The following is a 23,044-nucleotide window of genomic DNA, read 5'->3' on the forward strand; positions in this document are numbered from 1 at the left end:
TTGAAAAGATGATAAATGTTGTATATAATGATGTTAGAAAGACGCTTAAGGATATATTAAAGATTTAATTTTAGGGGGGATAAACATGGAAAATAGAATATCACCAATTAAAACTATTGACATAGTACAAATTAGTCTAATGGCGGCGATTACGTTTATAGCTGCTTCGGTTATACATATACCTACTTTTATGGGTGTACTTCATTTAGGAGATAGTATGATTTTTTTATCAGCTATATTATTTGGAAGAAAAAAAGCAGCAATATCCTCTGCTGTTGGTATGTGTTTATTTGATTTATTAAATGGATATACCATGTGGGCACCATTTACACTCATTATTAAAGGTACAATGGGGTATATTGCTGGAACAATTGCCTATAGAAAAAATTATAATGGAAATAAATTTTCAAATAATATCTTTGCTTTTGTTGTAGCAGGGATTTGGATGATTGCGATGTATTATTTAGGGGGAGCTATTATACTAACATTTATTTCTAAGGAATTTGCACTTAAACAAGCCTTAATTATTTCTTTAAAGGACATACCTACTAATGTTTTTCAAGTAGTAGGAGGTATTGCTTTAGCATTACCTTTAATAACAGCTTTAAAAAGCAAAATTAGTAGATAATATAAGATATTTTATGCGCAAAAAAAAGTATATATTACGTATAATGTATTGAAGCAAGCTTTAGAACTTCCTATTTTAGTTTTAATTAAAATGCGTTAAGAAAAACATATGCTTGAGCGCTAGCGAATTTATATCTTGCGATAGCGAGTTTATGTTTTGCAGCAGATTAATTAAAAATAAAATTAGTAGTACTTAGCGAAGTGAATGCATTAATAGTAATATATACTTTTTTTAGTCTCTAGCGCTTTTTTTACTTTTAAAGTAAAATACAGTGAAAATTATTGTTGGTATTAACATAAAGCCTATTACAGAAAAATAGACGTAAAGATTTAAAAATTTATATAATAATACTACTTTAGCGGAAATGAAATAGGAGATTATGAATACAAATAAAGTAATAATGTATATCCAATATTTATTAGAGAAGGAAAGCTTTTTTAATAAAATCATGATAGCGGTTAGCTCTAATACATATTTTATAAACCAGCCGCCTACCATTTGAAGCATTACATAAAACTCCCCTCCTTCTATAAACCCGAAATAATCAACTAACTGAGTTTGTATGAGTTTAGGATAGTTAATCTCCAAGGCTCTAACTACGCCAAAGGTACTTAAAACGCCTATGTTTGCGAAAATCTCCATTTGTATTACTATTAATATTGCAATAACGCAATGTTTTGTGATTTTTGACTTATTAGTTACCCTAGACAAAAATGGGATACAAACAGCTATACTACCGTAACATCCAAGGGCCTTTATTATAGATAAAATAAAAGAGGGAGTGACGCCATCCGCCATTATAGGAAGTAGGTGACTAAACTTTTTATATTTAGCTGTAAGAATTGCTAGGTTTATCCCGGCTATCATAGTAAGACAAATAACTAAAATAGTAACTATAGTTATCGCTCTAGTACCCTTCTTTGTAATATAAACGGCGGGTATTATTATAAACAAGAGAAAAAACCAAGGAGGAGTATCTGAAAGCAGATTTAGATGCAAGGCATTTGATTCTACAGAGCAACTCTCTATTAAGCTGACAATTAAAGTTATGATAAATAAAATTAAAAAGATGTCTCCCATGGTTTTACCTAAGGCTTTATGGTATATTTTGTCCATATCATAGCAATTGCATTTTTTACAAACAAAAATCAAATAAATAAAATAAAATAATAAAATAATAGAAGCAATAGTGACGGAAATCCAGGAATCTCTACCTCCATTTATAATGAATACATTGGGGTAAGTTTTCATTGCTACAATGCAGGTTCCCCAAATTATGAACATTAAATGTTTTGTATTTAGCTTATCCATTTTTTTTCTTGTCTCCTCCTTGTTTTGATTCTAAATTGCATTGTAATAAAATTTGCAATATAGTTGTATTATTTCCCAATTTGAGAATATTAAACTTAAATATTACAAATAATAAGTTGGGTGATTAAAATGGAAAAAATAAATATAGATTATATTAAAGAAAAATTAAAAAATAGCTACGATATCAAATATAGAGAGATAGAGACTGATATGGGAATAATATTCGGCGTATTTATTGATGATTTATGTGATTCTAAATTTATTAGTGAATATATATTTAACCCTCTAATACAACATAAAATTACAACTGTAGATTTAGAGTATATAAAAAAAGAAGTATTACCAGCTAATAGCATTGGAGATATTAATAGTAATAAGGAGGCTATAGATCACATTTTATCTGGAGACTTGGTGCTTATATTTTCTTTTGCAAATAAATCAATTTATTGTGAGGCCAAGGGATATGTGAGGCGGAGTGTGGGAGAGCCTTCTACAGAAAATGTAATTAAAGGACCAAGGGAAGGATTCACGGAAGCTTTTGTAGATAATGTATCAATGATTAGGCGTAAAATAAAAAATTCAAATTTGAAATTTGAGCCGATAATTTTAGGGAGCAAATCTAATACGGTGGCAGTAATATGCTACATAGAAGGTGTGGCCCCGAAGAAACTTGTTGATTATATAAGGAAAAAGGTGACCAATATAAAATTAGAGTTTATTTTAGACACAAATTACATTGAGGAAGAATTAAAAAATAAGAACACCGCATTTGACACAATAGGAACTACCGAAAAACCAGATGTGGCAGCATCAAAGCTTTTAGAAGGGAAAGTGGCAATAATCGTAGATGGAACCCCCTTTGTAATTACTGCACCGTATTTTTTTGTGGATAATTTTCAAACACCAGATGATTATTATTCTAATAAGTATTTTACTAATCTATCAAGACTTATGAGGGTGTTTAGTTTTTTTTCAGCTACCTTATTGTCAGGGGTATATTTGGCGATTACTACTTTTCACTTTTCGCTTATCCCAGAGGTATTTGCCGTAAAACTCTCAGTCGCTAGAGCAGGAGTACCTTTGCCTACTGTTATAGAACTACTACTAATGACTTTTTTCTTTGAATTACTTAGGGAGGCAGGAATAAGATTGCCACAACTCATAGGCCAGGCAATGAGCATTGTTGGAGCTTTAATTTTAGGCGATGCTGCAGTGGGAGCAGGTTTAGCCTCACAAAGCACTATAGTAATTGTGGCAATTTCATCTATTTCTTCTTTTTTAGTGCCTAAGCTTTATGGCGCTCTATCCATATGGAATATAATTATTATTGTGTTTTCCTCAGTGCTTGGATTACCAGGATTTTACATTAGTTTTTTTATTTTTATCTCACATATGGCGGGACTAGAGAGTTGTGGATATCCATATTTATTCCCTTTAGGTACACTAGAAAGCTTTAAATTTAAGGATATATTATATAGAAAAGATCTTAGCAAGATATCAAATAGTATTTTTGATAGGGATGATTATAATGAATAAGTATAAAAAAATATTAGTTATAATATGCATAATAACGAATTGTTTTACTATGACATCATGTTTTAGTTATAAGGATATTAATAAGGTTTTATTTATTTCTGCATTAGTAATAGATGCAGATAATACCGGTAATCCTATATTATATGCTGAAGCGTTTAAGGGAGTAAGAGGAACATCACCTGAAGGGACGGATCAAAGAATCTTATTTAAAGCAACAGGAAAAACAATGTTTGAAGCTGTCAGAAATATGAATGCTATTTCTAGTTATAAATTAAACTATACACAGAATAATGCCGTAATATTTACTCAAAAGGCTGCAGAATTCGGTGTTGATAATTTCATAGATTTTATGAGTCGTGATCAAGAATTGCTTATAAGACCATATATTGCAGTATATCAAGGAGATCCAGAAAAACTTATGAAGCTAAATATTCTTCAAGAAAAATATATTGGATTATTTGTAGTGCAACTTATAGAAAATATTGGATCATCTTCAAGAGCTGTAAAACTAAGTTTAAATGAGTTTTACAATCAAAGAAAAATTGGAGATAAAGTAAATGTAGTAACAATAATAGATATCGCAAAAGATACTTTAGAGCCAAAATTAGAAGTAAATGGCGGAGCTGTGATCAAAGACGATAAAATGGTTAGTGTATTACAAAGAGATGAAGGCTTAGGCTTTAACTTTTTAATGAACACTATTTTAGGTGGTACTTTAGAAGTAACTAATCCCCGTGATGCTAATAAATTTGTAACTTTAGAAATATTAAAAAGTAAAACTAAGACAGAAATCAGTTATGATGATAATATTGTTCATTTAAAAAAGAAAATTAAAGTTAAGGTGGATTTAGCAGAAGCTCAAAAAGAAATTACACTTACAAAAGAAAATATCAGTAAAATTGAGGAGCAGTCAGAAGAAAATATTTTGAAAGCCTGCAATAATCTGTTTGCAAAATATAAGGCATTAAATATGGATATTTTTGATATAACGGAGCAATTTCATGCAAAATATCCAAAGATAAAAAATGATGATATTATTAAAAAAACTGAGCTAAAAGTTGAAGTTGAAGTGAAAATAATGAACACCGGGACTGTTAAAAACTTTCAATAAAAAAGGCGGTGGTATTCCATCGTCTTTTGTTGTAAGGTATAATACTTTGGAAACATTGCACTACTATAAGCATAATATATCACTATAGCGCGGTTGGAGTGAAATATATGGATAGCAAAAAAATTAGCATATTGTTAAAGAGGGATGAGGGTACAAAATTAGATTTCAAGCAAAGAATTGATATATTAATAGAAAGTGGTAAAAGAGAATTAGCTAAAGATATATGTGCTATAGCCAACTCCCGTGGAGGAAGGGGATACCTTGTTATTGGAGTAGAGGATAAAACGAAAAAAATCATAGGTATTAAGGTATGTGACTTTAAAGAAGAACAGTTACAACAAATTATAAGTTCAAGATGTGAACCGCCTATTCCAGTATCGCTAGATTTCGTAACATTTCAAAGCAAAAATTTGGCGATTATAACTATATATGATGGTGGTCAAAGGCCCTATCAATTAAGGGAGAATGGTGCATTTTACATTAGGAGAGGTTCCACAACAGATACTATGAGAAAAGAAGAATTAATTTCTTGTTTACAAGAAAATCTAAGTCTCAATATCGAAACTATACCTATTGTAAATAGTGGTATTAGTAGTTTAGATTTTAATATAATTAATAAATACTTTTTAAATAAGGGCATTTTAGTAAATGATAACAGTAGATTAGGATTTATGGACAATGCAGGAATAACTTTTATTGAAAGAGATTATAATAAGAGGGTAGTAACACTAGGGGGATTATTGGTATTTTCTTCAATTAACAGTATCTATTTACCGCATAATATGATAAAGATAGTAAATAAGGTAAACGATAACTTTGATGAGGTTATAATTGTGCAAGGGAATTTATTAGATATGCTAGATAGGACAGAAGAATTTTTTAAAAATATATTTCCAGTAAATTATCCTATTGCTGCAGTGTATGAGGCTGTAAAAAACGCAATACTTTATAGAGATTATACTATATTTTATAAGGAAATTGAAATAGTGGTAAGCTATAACAGTGTAAGCGTATTTAGTCCAGGTAACCTATTATTTTCAACTGAAATTAATACCCATAATTATTTAAAAAGGAATATGTGGATATATGATAAGTTAATAGCATTAGATGATAGAAAAAGATTTATAAAATCAGGAAGAGGATTTGCACGAATGAAAAAAGATTTTTCAAAATATGGTAAGGTAATATTTGTAGATTCAAAAGATGATAATACTTTTAAGGTGATTTTCCCAGGGATTAAGAACTTTATTTAAAACTATAATATTGTGAATATATTACGAATAACATATAATATGTATAAAAATATTGTGTACGAGTAGACCTATTTAATAATTATCTGGTTATATTAGATAAAATAGGAGGCGTTTAACATGATTCATGTATTTTGTGGTAAAAAGGGTTCAGGTAAAACTAAAGCTCTAATTAAATTAGCCAACCAGTCCGTTGATAAAGTTAAAGGAAACATAGTATATATTGATGATGATACTAAAGCTACGTTGCAATTAAGTACAAAAATGAGACTTGTAGCAATAAATGAGTTCAATTTAAAAAGTCATGATGATTTTTATGGATTTTTGTGCGGTATGCTTTCTAGAGATTATGATATTGATACCATCTTTGTTGATGGTGTATTTAATATTATTGATGATAAACTTGAGCATACGGCACAATTGTTTTCTAAAATGGATATTTTAGCTAATAAGTATAACTTGGAATTTTATGTGAATATAGGTTGCGAATGCTTAAATCCACCACAATTTTTAAAGAATTATATCACATAAAGAGATAGAATATTATTTATGTGAATGTAAGGCAGGGTTTTCAGCCCTGCTTTTATTGTATATGGAGAAAATAGTTGAAAATAAACGTAAATAGTATATATAGGGTTTTAATCAATTATAACAAGCAAATATATCATTTGATATATTATAAATACACATATATAATTAATAACATGAATAATTATATCTAAAAGGCTATGAAAGAAAAAAGTAACTGTAGGAATTATTAAGAGAGCTAGTGGTAGGTGTGAACTAGTTAAGGAATATAGTGAAATACATTCTGGAGCTTTAAGCTGAAATAAGATTTTAAAAAGTAAGCTGAGACGGGTTAACCTTACGTTATAAGGAATGAGCGGATTGTTAAATCAATTTGGGTGGTACCACGGAATTTTTTCGTCCCTTTCTTAGGAGGCGTTTTTTTTATTTCAAAAAATAACACAGTATTAAATCATCACCTGCGGTGCTCACAGCTTCGCAGAAGATAAGTATATCGACTTCAAAAGGAGACTTAGGTTTCAACTGAACTTTTCTCTTTGTTATACTATGGGATACCATAGTATAGAAGAGGAAGACTTTCATTTTGAAATGTCGTTAAAATAAGGAGGAATAAATTATGGAAAATGTATATGATACGCTTTTAGAGAGAGGGTATATAAAACAACTTACTCACGAGGATGAAATGAAGAAAATATTAGGACAGGAAAAGGTAACATTTTATATAGGATATGACCCAACAGCGGATAGCCTACATATTGGACATTTCATAACTATGATGTTTATGGCACATATGCAAAGAGCAGGGCATAGACCCATAGCCTTAGTTGGTGGTGGAACTACAATGATTGGTGATCCATCTGGTAAAACAGATATGAGGAAAATGCTTTCAAAAGAAGAAATTGATCATAATATATCTTGTATAAAATCACAGCTTTCAAAACTTATAGATTTTAGTGATGGTAAAGCAATCCTTGAAAACAATGCAAACTGGCTTTTAAATTTAAATTACGTAGATTTTATAAGAGATATAGGAGTACATTTTTCAGTAAATAAGATGTTAGCTGCTGAGTGTTTTAAACAGAGGTTAGAAAAAGGTTTATCTTTTTTTGAATTTAACTATATGCTTATGCAAGGATATGATTTTTTAATGTTAAATAAAAAATATGGATGTACTATGGAGTTAGGTGGAGATGATCAATGGTCTAACATAATTGCTGGTATAGAACTAATAAGAAAAAAAGAAAGTAAAGCTTCTTATGGAATGACTTGCACACTACTTACAAATAGCGAAGGGATTAAAATGGGTAAAACTGTAAATGGAGCTCTGTGGCTTGATGCAGATAAAACATCTCCTTATGATTTTTACCAATATTTTAGAAATATTGGAGATTTAGATGTAGAAAAATGCTTATCGTTACTTACTTTTGTACCAATGGATGAAGTTAGGCGTTTAAGTGCTTTAAAAGATGAAAAAATCAATGAAGCTAAAAAAGTTTTAGCTTTCGAGGTTACAAAACTTATTCATGGAGAAGAAGAAGCTGTAAAAGCTCAGACCGCAGCAGAAGCATTATTTGGTGGTGGAACTAATATGAGTAGCGTACCTAAAGTATCTATACCGTGCGACATGAAGAATGCGGGATTGATGGATATATTGGTGTACACTAAAGTGGTGCCATCAAAAGCAGAAGCTAGAAGATTAATTGAGCAGGGCGGATTAACTATTAACGATAAAAGGATTGAAGATAAGAATGCAACACTTTTAGAAGAAAATTTTAAAGATGGTTGTGTACTTATTAAAAAAGGAAAGAAAAAATACTATTCTTTAACTATAGAATAGCAATTATTTAAAAAGGGCGAAGTTGAAATTAATATTTTAACTTTGCTTTTTTCTTTTAGTGGTAAAAAGCTTTTAGTAAAATATCTTTTGAAGCTGGAGAAGGGTTAAAGGCAAGTTGGGGAGAATTTTTTAGTGATAGAAGTTTTAATACAATCAATATAAAGGTATAATAGCATAGAGACATTAAAAAAATGACTAAGGTTAAACTTTGAGCACTAATGAGTGTAGCAATAGCTAAGGTTATTGCTTATGTAACGGATATAGATAATTAATGGAAAAAAACTAAACGATTAATAAGGAGGTATATTATGGCGTTGTGGGCAATATCTGATCTTCATTTATCTATAAATTCAGATAAACCCATGGATATATTTGGAGATAAATGGAGTAATCATAATGAAAAAATTAAAGAAAATTGGCTTAGCAAAGTTTCAGCGGATGATACTGTACTAATTGCAGGGGATATTTCATGGTCCATGAATATTTCTGAGGGTGTGGAAGATTTAGAATGGATTCATGAGCTTCCAGGTAAAAAAATACTTATAAAAGGAAATCATGACTATTGGTGGAGTGGTATCACGAAGCTTAATGCTCTCTACGCGGATATGGATTTTATCCAAAACAACTTTTTTAACTACAAAGATTTTGCTATATGCGGAACACGGGGATGGAATTGCCCAGGAAATACAAGATTTACAACTCATGATGAAAAAATATATAATAGAGAGTTAATAAGGCTTCGAATTTCACTCGATGAGGCAGTGAAAAAGGGTTATAATAAATTTATTGTAATGCTTCATTATCCACCTACTAATGATAAGTTTGAGGAGACTGAACTTATAAGAATAGTAAAAGAATATAATGTATGCAAGGTCATATATGGTCATTTACATGGACCATCTTTAAATAGGCTATATGAAGGAAATATAGAAGGCGTAGAATATATAGTTACTTCTTGTGATTATCTAAACTTCGATCCTTTAAAAATATTAGAATAGTATCAAAAGTTAATACAATGTGGATATGAAATTTTATGTAAAGGACTGAGTATATGGCAATAAGAGAGTGGAAAAGATTTTTAATTCCTTATGAACAGGGTGTAGAAGAGTTAAAAGTAAAATTTAAAAGTATAAGAAGAGAATATAGACGAAAAAATGAGTATTCACCTATAGAGTTTGTTACCGGGAGGGTTAAAGAAATATCTAGTATTCTTGAGAAAGCTAATAAATTCGGTATCCCTCTGGATAGAATTGAATATGAAATGGAAGATATTGCAGGTATAAGGATAATGTGTCAGTTTGTAGATGATATTGATAAAGTGGTGAATCTAATCCGTGAAAGACGTGATATGCAGATGGTTTATGAAAAAGACTATGTTGCAAATGTAAAAGGTAGTGGATATAGAAGCTATCATATGATTATAAAGTATCCTGTAAACTTAGCTGATGGTCAAACCGAAATACTAGCAGAATTTCAAATTAGAACCTTGGCAATGAATTTTTGGGCTACAGTAGAGCATTCTCTAAATTATAAATATAAGCATGATATACCAGAGAATATAAGGGCAAAACTTAAAAATGCTGCAGATGCTGCTTTTCAATTAGATGAACAGATGCTAGAAATTAAAGATGAAATTAAAGATGCACAAAAATTGTTTGAGGTAAAATCTAATTTGGTGTCGGATATAATGAATAATATACTTGTGCTTTCGTCGCTTGGAAAGTCAACGGATGCAGCTAGGTATAGAGAACAATTAAATAAGCTAATAGAAGAAGGAGAAGTTTATGAAATTAGTAGCTTACTTCGCGCAACTCAAAAAACATTAGATATGTATAGAGTTTAAATTGAAAAGGAGAGTAGAAATTAAAAATTTCTACTCTCCTTTTATAATAATTCGAATTTAAACTGTAAAAACTATATGTAGTTCTTACTAAGAAGCTACTATATTAACTAGTCGTCCTTTAATTATAATAACCTTACGAACAGTTTTACCTTCTAGGGTAGCGATTACTGTTTCATCTTTAAGAGAAATTTCCTTTATACTTTCTTCATCTAAATCTTGAGATACAGTTATTCTGGATTTAATTTTACCATTGATTTGAATAGCTAGCTCTACTTCATCTTTTATAAGAGCAAACTCATCAAATTTAGGCCAAATTTGATTAAATACAGAGTAACCCATACCCAAGCTTTCCCACTTCTCTTCTGCAAAGTGAGGAGCAAAGGGAGCTAAAATCTTAAGGTAATCCACAAGCACTTCTTTTAAAAATTTACTATTTATATTGTCTACATTAAAATATTTTAATATAGCATTTGTAAGCTCCATAAGTCTTGCAATAGCGGTATTAAATTGAAGTTTTTCTGTATCTTCGGTAACACCTTTTATTGCGAAATGTCTCCAGTAGTTTAATTCTTTTTCTTCTATTCCTAGAGAGTCTTTGTTATTAAGGTCTTTTGACATAATGCAGATTCCAGTGTCGATTGCTCTTTCAATTCTATCAACAAATTTTCCAATGGCTTTTATACCATCATCACTCCAAGCTCCACCATCAATATAACCGAAACCAAACATTAGGTACATCCTAAATACATCTGCGCCAAACTCTTTTATGTACATGTCTGGAGAAATAGTATTTCCTTTTGATTTACTCATTTTCACTCCGTCTGGTCCTAAAATTAAACCTTGGTGAGTAAGAGATAAGAATGGTTCATCAAAGTCTAAATATCCCATATCACGAAGAGCCTTGGTTATAAATCTTGAATATAGTAAGTGACCACATGCATGTTCAGGTCCGCCTACATATTTGTCTACAGGAAGCATTTTGTTTACTAACTCTTTATCAAAAGCTTTTTCATTGTTTTTGTTATCTACATACCTAAATTGGTAGAAAGAAGAACAAACGAATGTATCCAAAGTATCAGCTTCTCTATGAGCTGCGCCGCCACAAACTGGGCAAGGGACATTCATAAAATCCTCGCATTTAGCAAGTGGTGATTCTCCGTCTGGTGCAAATTCTACGTTGTACGGCAGTTCTACAGGAAGTTGATCCTCAGGTACAGGAACAGCCCCACATTTTTCGCAGTGAATTATTGGAATAGGAGCGCCCCAATATCTTTGTCTTGAAACTAACCAATCACGAAGTCTAAAGTTTACTTTTTCACAGCCGAGACTTATACTTTCTAATTTTTTTACAATTGCTTTTTTTCCGTCGATGGTAGATAAACCATCAAATTCTTGACTGTTTACCATTTTTCCATGTTCAGTATAAGGGAGATTTTCGCCCTCTCCATTTACACTTTTAAAACCAATAATTACTCTTTCAATAGGCAATTTGTATTTAGTAGCAAATGCGAAGTCTCTATCATCATGAGCAGGAACAGCCATTACTGCACCAGTTCCATAAGTGTTTAGAACATAGTCAGCTACCCAAATTGGAACCTCGCGTCCATTAATAGGATTAATAGCATAAGAACCAGTAAATACACCTGTTTTATCTCTTGTAATAGATTGTCTTTCTATATCAGTTTGTTTTCTAGCATCATATTTATAAGATTCAACAGCATCTTTATATTCACTTTTAGTGAGGACATCTACAAGTTCATTTTCAGGGGCTATGACTACATATGAAACACCGAATAAAGTATCTACTCTTGTAGTAAATACACTAAAGTCTACATCAGAATCAACTACTTTAAAAGTAACATCAGCACCAGTAGATTTGCCTATCCAATGTTTTTGCATGGATTTGGTTTTTTCAGGCCAATCCAAGGTATCAAGCTTTTCTAGTAGTTCATCAGCATAGTCAGTTATTTTTAAGAACCATTGTGTTAAATTCTTTTTAGTAACCTCAGTGTTACATCTTTCGCAAAAGCCATCTACTACTTGCTCATTTGCAAGTACTGTACTACAGCTAGGACACCAATTTACTGGTGCTTTTTTCCTGTAAGCAAGGCCTTTTTCAAATAGTTTTAAGAATAACCATTGAGTCCATTTATAATAATCAGGGCGACATGTAACAACTTCATGATCCCAATTAAACATTGCTCCCATAGCTTTTAATTGCTTTTCCATATTAATAATGTTTTGCTTCGTAGAATCCTTTGGATGCACTCCTGTTTTTATTGCGTAGTTTTCAGCAGGTAGACCAAAAGCATCAAAGCCCATTGGCTGAAATACATTGTATCCTTGCATTTTCTTCATTCTAGCCCAAGAATCTACAGGGCCATAGTTAAACCAATGCCCCGCATGTAATTGGCTTCCAGATGGATAAGAGAACATTTCAAGTACATATAACTTCTTATCAATTTTATTTTCATCAAATTCATAAAGGTTAGTTTCTTCCCATATTTGTTGCCATTTTTCATCGATAGTTGTAGTATATTTTGCCATTAGTATTCCTCCTTATTATGATCTATAGGTTAAAAACAATTATTAATCTTTTCCACTTAGTTTTAAATTAGAAAATAAAAAAAACCCTCATCTCAACAAAGAGACGAAAGTAATATTCCGCGGTACCACTCTAATTAGGCATTACGCCTCACTTAAGAATATAACGGTTTTAACCGTACTTGTTTTCACAAGTAAGCTTTTACTTACAAGTAAGATTTTACTTAAAAATAAGCTCATAGGCAAGTTCATATTATATCATTACTGCTTCACACCTATGGGACATTATTTATCTTAATGACCCAACAGCAGCTCTCTTTAAAATGCTATAAATACTACTACTCCTAATAAAAGCAATTTATTATAGTATCATTTGTTTAAGATTGTATTATTATTCATTATAATTTAAATAGAATTTTGTGTCAAGGCTATGTGATTTACTTAAATTTCATAACAAGATTTTTATTTGCATAGGATATAAATACAGTAAGCGCATAGTCATATACTATGAAGGCAAACTCCATAACAATTATTGTTAAATATATATTTATATTAGGAAGTTTTGATAATATAAATAATTTATAAATAAATATAAGTATAGCGGAGGCTATATTAAAATACAATAACTTAAGCACAATTTCTAAAATCATACTCCTTAATTTTTCTATAAAATATTTCACAAAGCCATAGGAACCAAAAATTAGTATATATGCAATGCTTATAAGCTTTGAAGGTATAATAAATAAACTAAGCAAGGAGACAGCACTATATACTACAATGGTATTCTTTATTCCGGTAGTTAAAATTGAAAGTGGAATAATACAGGAAGCAATGCCTAACATAAAAAATTTATTTGTAGGGAAAATAGAAGAAAGATATAGTAATATTAAACTAAGTGCTGCGAATATTCCACCCTTAGCAATATTATTAGATTTCATAAAAATCATCTCCTAAATTAATAGAATTAGCAACAGGATATAAGATCTCCGCCTAAACATTCACAAATACTATCTGCACACCACAAGTTAAGACATAGATTACCCATGCCAAAATCATTGTTACGCTTGCCATAATAGTTATCTCTATAATTTGAAGTACGCGAATTTAGTTCATTAAAACTTCGTCTATATTCAATATTATTAGGATCTTGCGTGCAAGCGCGGCTTATAAAATTATAAGCACTATCATGCCAACCTTTTTTGAGGTGAAGCACTCCCGTTAAATAATTCCACTCGGCAGTTTTAGTATTCATGGAATTTAATTTCTGCTCAGCGGAAGCGATATTTCCGCTATTTAAATCCATTCTTATAGATTGATATATATTGTTATTAGTATAGTCATTATTTGAATTAGAACCATAATTATTAGACGAATTGTAACTGTTAGAAGAACCATTGCTACTTGAAGAACTAGTATTTTTCATAAGTGAATCATAGGCTTCATTTAGTTCCTGCATTTTTTCTTCTGCTAAATCTTTTAAAGGATTATCACCATACTGATCAGGGTGATATTTTTTTGCTAGCTCTCTATAGGCTTTTTTAATATCTTCTTTAGATGAGCCTTGTCTTACACCAAGTACTTCATAGGGATTTATCATCTTTATATTCCACTCCTTTTAAATTATTAATGTTACATTCTTTATTAAATCATCACCTGCGGTGATGTAATATTAACGACTTCAGAAGGATATTTATACCCCCACTGAAGTTTTCTACTTGTTAGGGTATGTTACTCCCACTTATAGAAGTGGGAGGCTTTCCTTCTGAAATGTCGTTAAAAACCTTATCCATTTTTTCCATGAGTCCGAGTTCTAGTATATTACATAATATGGCTTCATTTTTTATTAAAGGTAATCTATTTAGATAGTTTAAACATTGCTGCGCGCAGGTAGATAATAAAAAATCAATTCGCGGTGCTATCGATATACTAAAACTTTTAAAATCTAATTTATCAGTATTAAACAATGAATTTATAGCATTAAAAGAATCACTTTTTATATCCTTTTCTAAATCATCATAAGCATCTATAATATATATCCATTTACCTAAATTATACCCAAGCCAATATAAATCATCCTTAAAGGAAGCAGTCTTATAATAAAATGATATTATAAAGCCTGTAAGGTCAGCAAAAACATGAGAAAGCTCATCTATAGATAGCTGCTCATCAATGCATAGATCCTTATGGTCCGCTTCGAGGGTATTTAGTAATAAAAGCTTTTCTTTTGTATAATTCATTACATCATTATATGCTATATCTGATTTTGATAAATAGTTTTTTAAAAACATTGAAAAAACTTTACTTTTCATTGTTTTATTATCGTAAACATCATCCATTATCTTATAATAGGCTAAAGTAATGTTACAAAAGGCGGCATAATCTATTGCCTGGTTATTATTAATCATAATCCTTTTTTTTAGTGGATGCATAATACATTTGAATTTAATAAAATTGTATTTATTCTCTGAAAGTGCATCCAAAAGTACTGCCAAGAAAGTCATATCATAATTTAAAGTAAGCCTTGGTAGGTTTCCAAAATTATTTTTAATAGAGTTACATAGGCCACAATAATAAGCTTTGAATTTCTCGTAGTCTTTTATCTTCATTTCCATTTTACATGGAGTTACATATCCAAACATTATAGTTCCTTTGATGATTTTTTTGATTTTAATATTTCATAAATGCTTTTAGCCGTTGTATCCTCTAATCGGTAACCGAGCAAAGTCACAACTTCCTCAATTTCGAATTCATCCTCGCTTTCAATTTCTATGTAAGGAAAAGGACAGAATGTCTTCTCATTTATATCTATTTCAATAAGAGTATTTTTGTATTTATAGCTTTCTCTATATTTTTTAATAGATTGTATAAGCTCTAGACCTAAGGATTCGAATATACCCTTGGCAGCAGCTGCATCTTTAATTTCTGATTCGTGTTCATCCATAATTTTATACTTTTCTTGGCTTATGAGTTTTTTCGTGGTTATGTAATGAACTGTGGAATTTGTTAGTTCATCATGCACTGTTCGTATTCTTGCATAGCCTTTGCCGTTTAGTAACCTTTTATCCGAGAAATCATAAATATTATTTATTTGATTTTCTTGTTTTACTTTTATAGCATTTATGTTTAATAGTTTTTTGCGGATTTCTTGTACATCAATATCTATAATTCTAAGTTCTATTTCTCTCAAAGTAGTTCCTCCTTGTCACTCTTAGGAACATAACAGTTATTAATTGTTATGCTTCTATTTTTATACATCTAATCATTAATTCTTTATTATACCATTAATTGTGATTATATCATAACTTAAGTAAAGTAACATTAATATTGCTTTAAAATTACAAATTCCAATACAGGAAAATAGGTAGTCACAATAATAGTCTGTTAAGAACTAAGGATAATAGCAATATATGACTTTGTTATAAGTGACGATACATAGTATAATAATTGGGCACGTTTAAATAAATGGACTAGCATTATTGACTTGTTATTTGTTTAAATGCGCCTTAGATAAATATTAAGGTGGTGTTTTTTTGGAGTATATAAAAGAAGTTAATATAAATGAGGCTATTATTCATGTTTTAGATAACAATGCAGATGAACCTATCTTGAATGAATATGCATTAGACTTAGATGAAGAAAAATATAACTATTTACTGAAACATATCCAGAAGTGCTTAAAGGATGAAGAATTAAAGTATGGAGTCTTTAATTCCGATCGAAATATAGTAAAAGATTTATCACAAGAATACTTGAATGGTGAGAATAATTTACTGGCGGTATCTAAGGACCTAGCAAGGCAGATGTTTATTTTAATGAGATCTATTGGGAACGTTCCTTCCTGTGATTTGGTAATAGTATCTTTTACCACAGAGTTTGGACCAATGCTTGGGATATTTAAAATGGATTATATTAAAAACTATGTGCACACTATCGAATTTGTGGATAATAAATTAGGCATTGATATAGTATCGCAGGTTACAGGATTACCTGGTAGTTCTCAAAGAATACAGAAATGTACGTTTTTAAAACCAATTAGAGATGAAAATAATTTTGATTTAATGGTTATCGATAAAAAAAGCAAGAATAAAGAAGATGAGGAATATGGCTCAAACTACTTTATAAGTGATTTCTTAGGTTGCACAATTATTGATAATGAAAGAGATGTTACTAAAAACTTCGTGAAGGCAGCTGAAAAATTCACGCAAAACAACTTTGCAGAAAATGCAGATGAAGCAGAAGTTGTTAGAAGTACTATAAAAAGAAAGCTTAGAGAAGAAGATAATATTGATCTTAAAGAATTGTCTGAGGAAATGTTTTCTGAAAATAATGATACTAAAGAAAAATTTGTTGAATTTATAACAGAACAAGGAGTTTCAGAAAATATTAGTCTTGATAAAGAGTGGATAGACAAAAAGCTAAAAAGAGTAAGACTAAAAATTGATAAAGATATAGATTTATACGTAAATGAAGAAACATATCATGATAATAGTCGCTTTGAAATACAAAGAAATGGTGATGGCACAATTAATATGGTTATTAAACATGTAAGCAATTATGTTGAAAAATAGATAAGAAAAAAGTATATATTACGCGTATTGCAATACGATTAATGCATTATACGTAATATATACTTTTTTCTGCGCATGAAAGCATTATAGTTTCCTATATAATAAAAAATAAAACAAAAATACCCACAGTAGAATATACTGTGGGTATTTTTGTTTTAACAATTTAGATTTAAATGAATTTAATCTAATTTATTTTAAAGAATTAGAAGAACCTAAAACGTTAGTGATTTTGCTTTCAACTAATTTAGTTATGTTAGTTCTTGCTTCGCCTAAATATTTTCTAGGATCTATTTCGCCAAGATTTTTTGTAAGTACTTTTCTTATTGAACCAGTCATAGCAAGTCTTAAATCAGTATCCATATTTATTTTACAAACAGCCATAGACGCTGCTTTTCTAAGCATATCTAGTGGAATTCCTTTTGCGCCTTTCATTTCGCCACCAAATTCATTGATCATAGTAACGTAATCTTGATCAACTGCAGATGCTCCGTGAAGAACTATTGGAAAATTGTGCTTTCCAGCTTCTTCTAATTTTTCTGTGATTTTTGCTAATCTTTCAAAATCAAGTTTAGCTTCGCCTTTGAATTTATATGCACCGTGGCTTGTTCCTATAGCTACAGCTAAAGAATCAATACCAGTTCTTGTTACATAATCTACAGCTTGTTCTGGATCAGTATAAGTTGCGTCTGCTGCGGAAACATTAACATCATCTTCAATTCCAGCAAGCTTTCCAAGTTCTGCTTCAACTACAACACCTTTAGAATGAGCATATTCAACTACTTCTTTAGTTGTTCTTACATTTTCTTCATAATCAAGATGAGAACCATCATACATTACTGAAGTAAATCCAGAAGCTATTGCAAGTTTACATTGTGCTAAATCTGAACCGTGATCTAAATGAAGAGCAATGTCAAGACCAGTGTCTTCTACAGCTGCCTCTACCATTTTTCTAAGGTAAGTAGGTCTAGCATATTTCATAGCGCCGCCTGATACTTGAAGTATAACAGCTGACTTGTGAGTAGCACAAGCATCGACAACTCCTTGAATTATTTCCATATTATTGATGTTGAAAGCTCCAATAGCGTAATTGCCTTCTAAAGCTTTTTTAAACATATTAGTAGTAGTAACTAAAGCCATGTTAATTCCACCTTTCAAATTTTGTAATAGGGACATATATTGTCCCTGCGGGACTTTTATGATATGTTATAATTATAAGCTATAATTGGACTATTTTCTACCCCTTTACTATAAATTGTACCCATAAATTTAAAAAATCAAAAAATATTGCTTATAGATACTTTTTCATGAGACATTATATGATCTATAAGATATTTCATACTATGTACAGTGGCTAAACATTCAGACTTATCTTTCATTTTTATATATTGAGTTAATTTTAAAAGCTCGTTGTCCATATGATCTGTATCTTCATGATGTATATATATAGTTAAAAATTTAGAAGCTTTTTTCCAATCAGCTACATAATCTAGTGATAAATTGTATGCATCTTCGTAGTTCTCTTTAAGTATATAGCTTTCTAAGGAAGAATTCAAATTTTGTAAATGGGCGCAATTATAATTTATAAGATTAATAGATACAAATATGCCTATAATCATTGTAAAAAATAAGCCGAAGGCTACAATAACATTTTTCATATTTTCTTATCTTTCCCTTCTTTAAGTTGATAATAGAACTTATTTTTAGAGTCAATCATTCCTATGAAAACATCTTTAGCACATAAAATATTATTTTTTCTTAATATATTGTTTAACCAAGTTATGTCTTTTTTTAAAAGATTTAAATTTTTATAATTTATATTGCCATCCATAATTAAAGGTATAGGCAAAGACTCTTGAGCTATGGATATATTTAAATCATCCTTAGTTGCATTAGAAATACTAGTTTTAGGCAATATGGATAGCTCACCGCTAGTCTCCAAAATAGCATATTGGATATCGGATAAATTAAAATACCCTTTTAATCTAAGTTCTTCGAATAAATCATTAATATTAAATCTTTGACATCTGAGCTCTGCAATATCAATTTTGCCGTTTTTTATTAATATGCTCGGAGTACCTGTTAAAATTTTTCTAGCCTTTTCGCTTTTGAGTTCAATATAGGAAGTGGCTATTTGGAGAAATAACAAAGTGAATATTGGTATAACTGCATGTATAATTGGTATTCTTATATCTTCCATGGGGAAGGTTGCAAGATTAGAAATCATCAATGCAATCACAAGTTCGAAAGGTTCAAGCTCACCTATTTGTTTTTTACCCATCATCCTCATAATAAATATTACTGTAAAGTATAAGACAAAAGTTCTGATTACTAAAATAAGCATTGTAACACCTCTTTAACATATGATGTATATGTTTCCTTTAAACTCAAAAATTATAAGGGGGAAAGGATACATTTTTTAAAAACTAAAGTATAATAGTAATAACTACTAAAAATAGGGGATGATTGTATGCGTAGTTTCAATATAGGACTTAAGGATGGTAGAAACATTATAGTTCCAGAGGGAACTATATTAAATGATATTATTAAAAAAAATAATTTAGTAAGCGATTTTCCAGTAGTTTTAGGTAAAATCAACAATAAATTTTATGAGCTAGGAAGTACTATCGCGCATGGGGGTGATTTTGAACTCGTAGATATTACAAGTAGAATCGGAACGATGGCGTACGTTAGGACCCTTCAATTTGTACTAATAAAAGCAATTTCTGAATTATTCCCTGAAGCTAAAATTTCTATCGAACATTCTTTAAGTAAGGGATTATTTGGTGAGATTCATAAGACTCTTGCACTAGATATTGATGACATATATGATATAAAAAGCAGAATGAGCGAAATAATAAAAGCAGATATTCCTATAAGAAAGATAGCATTTTCAAAAGAGAGGGCAGTGGAAATTTTTACGCAGTATGATATGCAAGATAAAGTTAAGCTTTTAAAATATGTAACAGGAAAAGAGATAAAGCTTTATGAACTAGATGGGAGATATGATTATTTCTATGGCCCTATGGCTTATTCAACAGGAATATTAAAAATATTTGATTTAATGTACTATGAGCCGGGGTTTATATTAAGATATCCAACAAATGATGAACCAGATAGAATCCCTAAATTTTATAAACACGAAAAACTAGCTAAAGTATTTTATGAAGCAGCGCAATGGGGAGAAATACTAAGTGTTGGAAGTGTTGGTGCACTAAACAATGAAGTGGTAAATGGCGATATTGTTAATTTAATTAGAGTAGCAGAAGCACTTCATGAAAAGAAAATTGCATATATTGCGGATATGATTTATAAGCGGGAAAAGGTGAAATTGGTTCTTATTGCTGGACCGTCCTCATCAGGGAAAACTACTTTTTCAAAAAGATTAGGGATTCAATTGAGGGTAAATGGCTTAATACCAATATTTATTTCATTAGATGATTATTTTATTAATAGGGAAATCACTCCAAGAGATGAAAGTGGAGAATATGATTTTGAATCTATATATGCTTTAGATTTAGAACTTATAAATAAGGATTTAAAATTATTACTGGAAGGCAAAGAGACTGAAGTACCAAGTTTTAATTTTAAAACAGGGAAAAGGGAATGGCATGGTAATAAGATTAAAATGCCCGAAAATGGAGTTATGATTGTAGAAGGAATACATGGATTAAATGAGATTTTAACTTCATCTATATCTAAGGATAGTAAATTTAAAATATATATAAGTCCTTTAACACAGCTTAATTTAGATGATCACAACAGGATTTCTACAACAGACGTAAGAATGACAAGGAGAATAGTTAGAGATTATTTATCAAGAGGATACGGCGTTGAAGATACACTGAAAATGTGGCCTTCTATAAAACGTGGAGAGGAAAAAAATATTTTTGTATTTCAAGAGCAGGCAGATGCAATGTTTAATTCTAGCGTAGTATATGAGCTTTGTGTGCTTAAGAAATTTGCATTAGCCGAGCTTAATAAAGTTGGGGAAGAAAGTCCAGTATATTATGAGGCAAGTAGATTAAGAAGCTTTCTTAATTTTTTTAAAGATGTAGATAAAGATTTAGTACCAGATAATTCAATAATAAGAGAATTTACTGGCGGAAGTTGCTTTTATAAATACTAAAGCACCTGGAAATAAAATAATTACGTTATACTGTGCAGATGCTTACAAGGAGGGAAACAAATGAAAAACTATAGTGTTTTTGACATATTGGGTCCAATTATGGTAGGGCCATCAAGTTCACATACAGCAGGGGCTGCAAGGCTTGGTAAAATTGCCGCTATAATTTCAGGGAAAAATATAATATCAGTAAAATTTGTTTTACATGGTTCTTTTGCTAAAACGTATAAAGGCCACGGAACGGATAGAGCATTAGTAGCAGGGATTTTAGGGATGGATCCTTGGGATGATAGACTTAAAGACTCATTAGCTATAGCTAAAAATCAAGGGCTCCAAATAGAGTTTGCTGAGGACGATTTGGGAGATGTTCATCCTAATACAGTAAAGTTTATTATAACAAAAAAAAATGAGAAAATAGTTGAAGTTGTTGGGTCGTCTGTTGGAGGAGGAAATATTTCGATATTTGAAGTTGATGGCCAACCAGTTAAATTTACAGGTAACTATCCAACAATTATAATTAGCCATAAAGATATTCCAGGGATGATTTCAAAAGTAAGTACCTTGTTATATGATGGAAATGTTAACATAGCATTTATGAATGTGTATAGAAATAGTAGAGGGCTAAAAGCAGCCATGGTGTTTGAGACAGATACCATAGTAACTGAAAACGTATTAAGTAAGATTAAGTCTATGGAGGATATTTACAGTATAAGAGAAATATCACCAGTGCAACGGTCGTAATACAGCGAGGAGGAAATAATATGTTTGTAAACAAAGGGATAGAACTTTTAAGTGTATGTGAAGAGAAAAATATACCGATTTCGGAATATACAATAAGGTGTGAACAAGAAGAAAGTGGATTTACGCGTAGTGAAATTGTTGAAAAGATGAGGAAAAATCTAAATATAATGAGAGAAGCTGCGGAATATGGGCTTACAAATGAAACTAGATCTATTAGTGGATTAATAGGTGGGGATGCAATTAGACTGAATAGGTATGCGCAGGGGGGAAATACACTGACAGGTGAATTTATGATAAAAGCAATGGCGAGAGCTCTTTCTTGCTCAGAAGTGAATGCAGCCATGGGAAAAATAGTCGCTGCGCCGACAGCGGGGTCTTGTGGAATACTTCCTGCAGTAATTATTACAGCAGGAGAGAAGTTAAATAAAACTGAAGATGAGCTAATTAATGCGTTATTCACAGCTTCTGGAGTAGGAATTATAATAGCTAAAAATGCTACAATGTCAGGAGCTGAAGGTGGATGTCAGGCTGAATGTGGTTCTGCCGCTGCCATGGGCGCAGCAGCTGTAGTGGAAATGATGGGTGGTACTCCCGCTATGGCACTAAATGCAGCTGCTATTGTTATAAAAAACATTTTAGGACTAGTATGCGACCCTGTCGCAGGGTTGGTTGAGGTGCCGTGTGCTAAACGAAATATAGCTGGTGCAGTAAGTGCTTTGACTACTGCAGATTTGGCTATGAGTGGGGTTACAAGTCGAATACCTTTTGATGATACAGTAATTGCCATGTATAAGGTGGGAAAACAATTACCTTGTGAATTAAGAGAAACAGCTATGGGCGGGCTTGCAACTACTCCTACAGGACTTGAACTTGCAAAAAAAATATTATTAAAACAAGGTTCGCTTAAATAAATATATTGTTGGAAGTTAAGAGAGGGATATCCTAAACGGGGTGTCCCTCTTTTTTGTATATCACATCACTTAGTAAAGTAACCTTTAAAATCATAATGAATAGAATAATAAAG

The 23,044-nt window shown here is 30.9% G+C and carries 21 protein-coding genes and 2 other annotated features; of the genes, 12 read left to right on the plus strand and 9 right to left on the minus strand.

Features of this window, described 5'->3' with window-relative positions; translation table 11 throughout:
- Positions 1-85 precede the first annotated feature (85 nt).
- Positions 86-628 (plus strand): ECF transporter S component, encoded by a 543-nt coding sequence (locus ACWJKE_RS16390; RefSeq protein ID WP_216301859.1) that lies wholly within the window; start codon positions 86-88, stop codon positions 626-628.
- A gap of 231 nt (positions 629-859) precedes the next feature.
- Here ACWJKE_RS16390 and ACWJKE_RS16395 read toward each other — a convergent pair whose 3' ends face one another.
- A complete protein-coding gene (locus ACWJKE_RS16395; protein WP_462959022.1) occupies positions 860-1,939 on the minus strand; it encodes a GerAB/ArcD/ProY family transporter in 1,080 nt (359 codons plus the stop codon).
- Between the two features lie 129 nt (positions 1,940-2,068).
- On the opposite strand from ACWJKE_RS16395, the gene ACWJKE_RS16400 reads away from it, so the two are divergent.
- From ACWJKE_RS16400 to ACWJKE_RS16430, 7 genes are all read left to right on the plus strand, one after another.
- Positions 2,069-3,475 carry a spore germination protein gene (locus tag ACWJKE_RS16400; protein WP_462952790.1) on the plus strand — a complete coding sequence of 469 codons (1,407 nt, stop codon included), beginning with the start codon at positions 2,069-2,071 and terminating at the stop codon, positions 3,473-3,475.
- A complete protein-coding gene (locus ACWJKE_RS16405; protein ID WP_462952791.1) occupies positions 3,468-4,586 on the plus strand; it encodes a Ger(x)C family spore germination protein in 1,119 nt (372 codons plus the stop codon). Before ACWJKE_RS16400 ends, ACWJKE_RS16405 begins: the two co-directional genes overlap by 8 nt.
- Positions 4,587-4,693: 107 nt before the next feature.
- Complete coding sequence (locus ACWJKE_RS16410) at positions 4,694-5,839, plus strand: AlbA family DNA-binding domain-containing protein (RefSeq protein WP_216301863.1); 1,146 nt, start codon at positions 4,694-4,696, stop codon at positions 5,837-5,839.
- 117 nt (positions 5,840-5,956) lie between these two features.
- Positions 5,957-6,367 (plus strand): ATP-binding protein, encoded by a 411-nt coding sequence (locus ACWJKE_RS16415; protein ID WP_216301864.1) that lies wholly within the window; start codon positions 5,957-5,959, stop codon positions 6,365-6,367.
- A gap of 188 nt (positions 6,368-6,555) precedes the next feature.
- Positions 6,556-6,771, plus strand: a binding site (T-box leader).
- Between the two features lie 209 nt (positions 6,772-6,980).
- Entirely contained in the window at positions 6,981-8,201 is a 1,221-nt protein-coding gene (tyrS, locus tag ACWJKE_RS16420; RefSeq protein ID WP_216301865.1) for a tyrosine--tRNA ligase, read from the plus strand.
- A 308-nt stretch (positions 8,202-8,509) separates the two neighbouring features.
- Positions 8,510-9,199, plus strand: coding sequence for a metallophosphoesterase (locus ACWJKE_RS16425; RefSeq protein ID WP_216301866.1), 690 nt, complete (start codon positions 8,510-8,512; stop codon positions 9,197-9,199).
- A 53-nt stretch (positions 9,200-9,252) separates the two neighbouring features.
- Complete coding sequence (locus tag ACWJKE_RS16430; protein WP_216301867.1) at positions 9,253-10,044, plus strand: GTP pyrophosphokinase; 792 nt, start codon at positions 9,253-9,255, stop codon at positions 10,042-10,044.
- Between the two features lie 87 nt (positions 10,045-10,131).
- On the opposite strand, the gene leuS is transcribed toward ACWJKE_RS16430, so the two are convergent.
- The 5 genes from leuS to ACWJKE_RS16455 all read right to left on the minus strand — a co-directional run bounded on the left by leuS (position 10,132) and on the right by ACWJKE_RS16455 (position 15,775).
- The gene (leuS, locus tag ACWJKE_RS16435) at positions 10,132-12,591 is read right to left on the minus strand and encodes a leucine--tRNA ligase (RefSeq protein ID WP_220286106.1); all 2,460 of its coding nucleotides are present in this window, start codon (positions 12,589-12,591) and stop codon (positions 10,132-10,134) included.
- 96 nt (positions 12,592-12,687) lie between these two features.
- Positions 12,688-12,949, minus strand: a binding site (T-box leader).
- Positions 12,950-13,025: 76 nt separating this feature from the next.
- Positions 13,026-13,526, minus strand: a complete 501-nt coding sequence (locus tag ACWJKE_RS16440) for a hypothetical protein (protein ID WP_253198072.1) — start codon at positions 13,524-13,526, stop codon at positions 13,026-13,028.
- A 26-nt stretch (positions 13,527-13,552) separates the two neighbouring features.
- On the minus strand, positions 13,553-14,182 hold the full coding sequence (locus ACWJKE_RS16445) for a J domain-containing protein (RefSeq protein WP_220286203.1): 630 nt from the start codon (positions 14,180-14,182) through the stop codon (positions 13,553-13,555).
- 124 nt (positions 14,183-14,306) lie between these two features.
- A complete protein-coding gene (locus ACWJKE_RS16450; protein WP_462959023.1) occupies positions 14,307-15,227 on the minus strand; it encodes a DUF5685 family protein in 921 nt (306 codons plus the stop codon).
- Positions 15,227-15,775 carry a class IV adenylate cyclase gene (locus tag ACWJKE_RS16455; RefSeq protein ID WP_216301872.1) on the minus strand — a complete coding sequence of 183 codons (549 nt, stop codon included), beginning with the start codon at positions 15,773-15,775 and terminating at the stop codon, positions 15,227-15,229. The genes ACWJKE_RS16450 and ACWJKE_RS16455 overlap by 1 nt, the downstream gene beginning before the upstream one ends.
- A gap of 343 nt (positions 15,776-16,118) precedes the next feature.
- Here ACWJKE_RS16455 and ACWJKE_RS16460 point away from each other — a divergent pair, with 343 nt between their 5' ends.
- Positions 16,119-17,156 carry a nucleoid-associated protein gene (locus ACWJKE_RS16460; protein WP_216301873.1) on the plus strand — a complete coding sequence of 346 codons (1,038 nt, stop codon included), beginning with the start codon at positions 16,119-16,121 and terminating at the stop codon, positions 17,154-17,156.
- A gap of 189 nt (positions 17,157-17,345) precedes the next feature.
- Here ACWJKE_RS16460 and ACWJKE_RS16465 read toward each other — a convergent pair whose 3' ends face one another.
- The 3 genes from ACWJKE_RS16465 to ACWJKE_RS16475 all read right to left on the minus strand — a co-directional run bounded on the left by ACWJKE_RS16465 (position 17,346) and on the right by ACWJKE_RS16475 (position 19,497).
- Positions 17,346-18,293: a ketose-bisphosphate aldolase gene (locus ACWJKE_RS16465; protein ID WP_165413650.1), complete on the minus strand. Its 948-nt coding sequence runs from the start codon at positions 18,291-18,293 to the stop codon at positions 17,346-17,348.
- A 137-nt stretch (positions 18,294-18,430) separates the two neighbouring features.
- Positions 18,431-18,811: a DUF4363 family protein gene (locus tag ACWJKE_RS16470; RefSeq protein WP_165413649.1), complete on the minus strand. Its 381-nt coding sequence runs from the start codon at positions 18,809-18,811 to the stop codon at positions 18,431-18,433.
- Positions 18,808-19,497, minus strand: a complete 690-nt coding sequence (locus ACWJKE_RS16475; RefSeq protein WP_216301874.1) for a DUF421 domain-containing protein — start codon at positions 19,495-19,497, stop codon at positions 18,808-18,810. Before ACWJKE_RS16475 ends, ACWJKE_RS16470 begins: the two co-directional genes overlap by 4 nt.
- A 126-nt stretch (positions 19,498-19,623) precedes the next feature.
- Between ACWJKE_RS16475 and ACWJKE_RS16480 the strand changes: the two genes are divergently transcribed.
- The 3 genes from ACWJKE_RS16480 to sdaAA are packed head-to-tail and all read left to right on the plus strand — an operon-like array spanning position 19,624 to position 22,931.
- A complete protein-coding gene (locus tag ACWJKE_RS16480; protein WP_220319576.1) occupies positions 19,624-21,282 on the plus strand; it encodes a nucleoside kinase in 1,659 nt (552 codons plus the stop codon).
- Positions 21,283-21,342: 60 nt separating this feature from the next.
- Positions 21,343-22,020, plus strand: coding sequence for an L-serine ammonia-lyase, iron-sulfur-dependent subunit beta (sdaAB, locus tag ACWJKE_RS16485; RefSeq protein WP_165412671.1), 678 nt, complete (start codon positions 21,343-21,345; stop codon positions 22,018-22,020).
- A gap of 20 nt (positions 22,021-22,040) precedes the next feature.
- Positions 22,041-22,931, plus strand: a complete 891-nt coding sequence (sdaAA, locus tag ACWJKE_RS16490; protein WP_216301876.1) for an L-serine ammonia-lyase, iron-sulfur-dependent, subunit alpha — start codon at positions 22,041-22,043, stop codon at positions 22,929-22,931.
- Positions 22,932-23,044: the final 113 nt, after the last annotated feature.

The organism is Clostridium sp. CM036 (assembly GCF_055081135.1).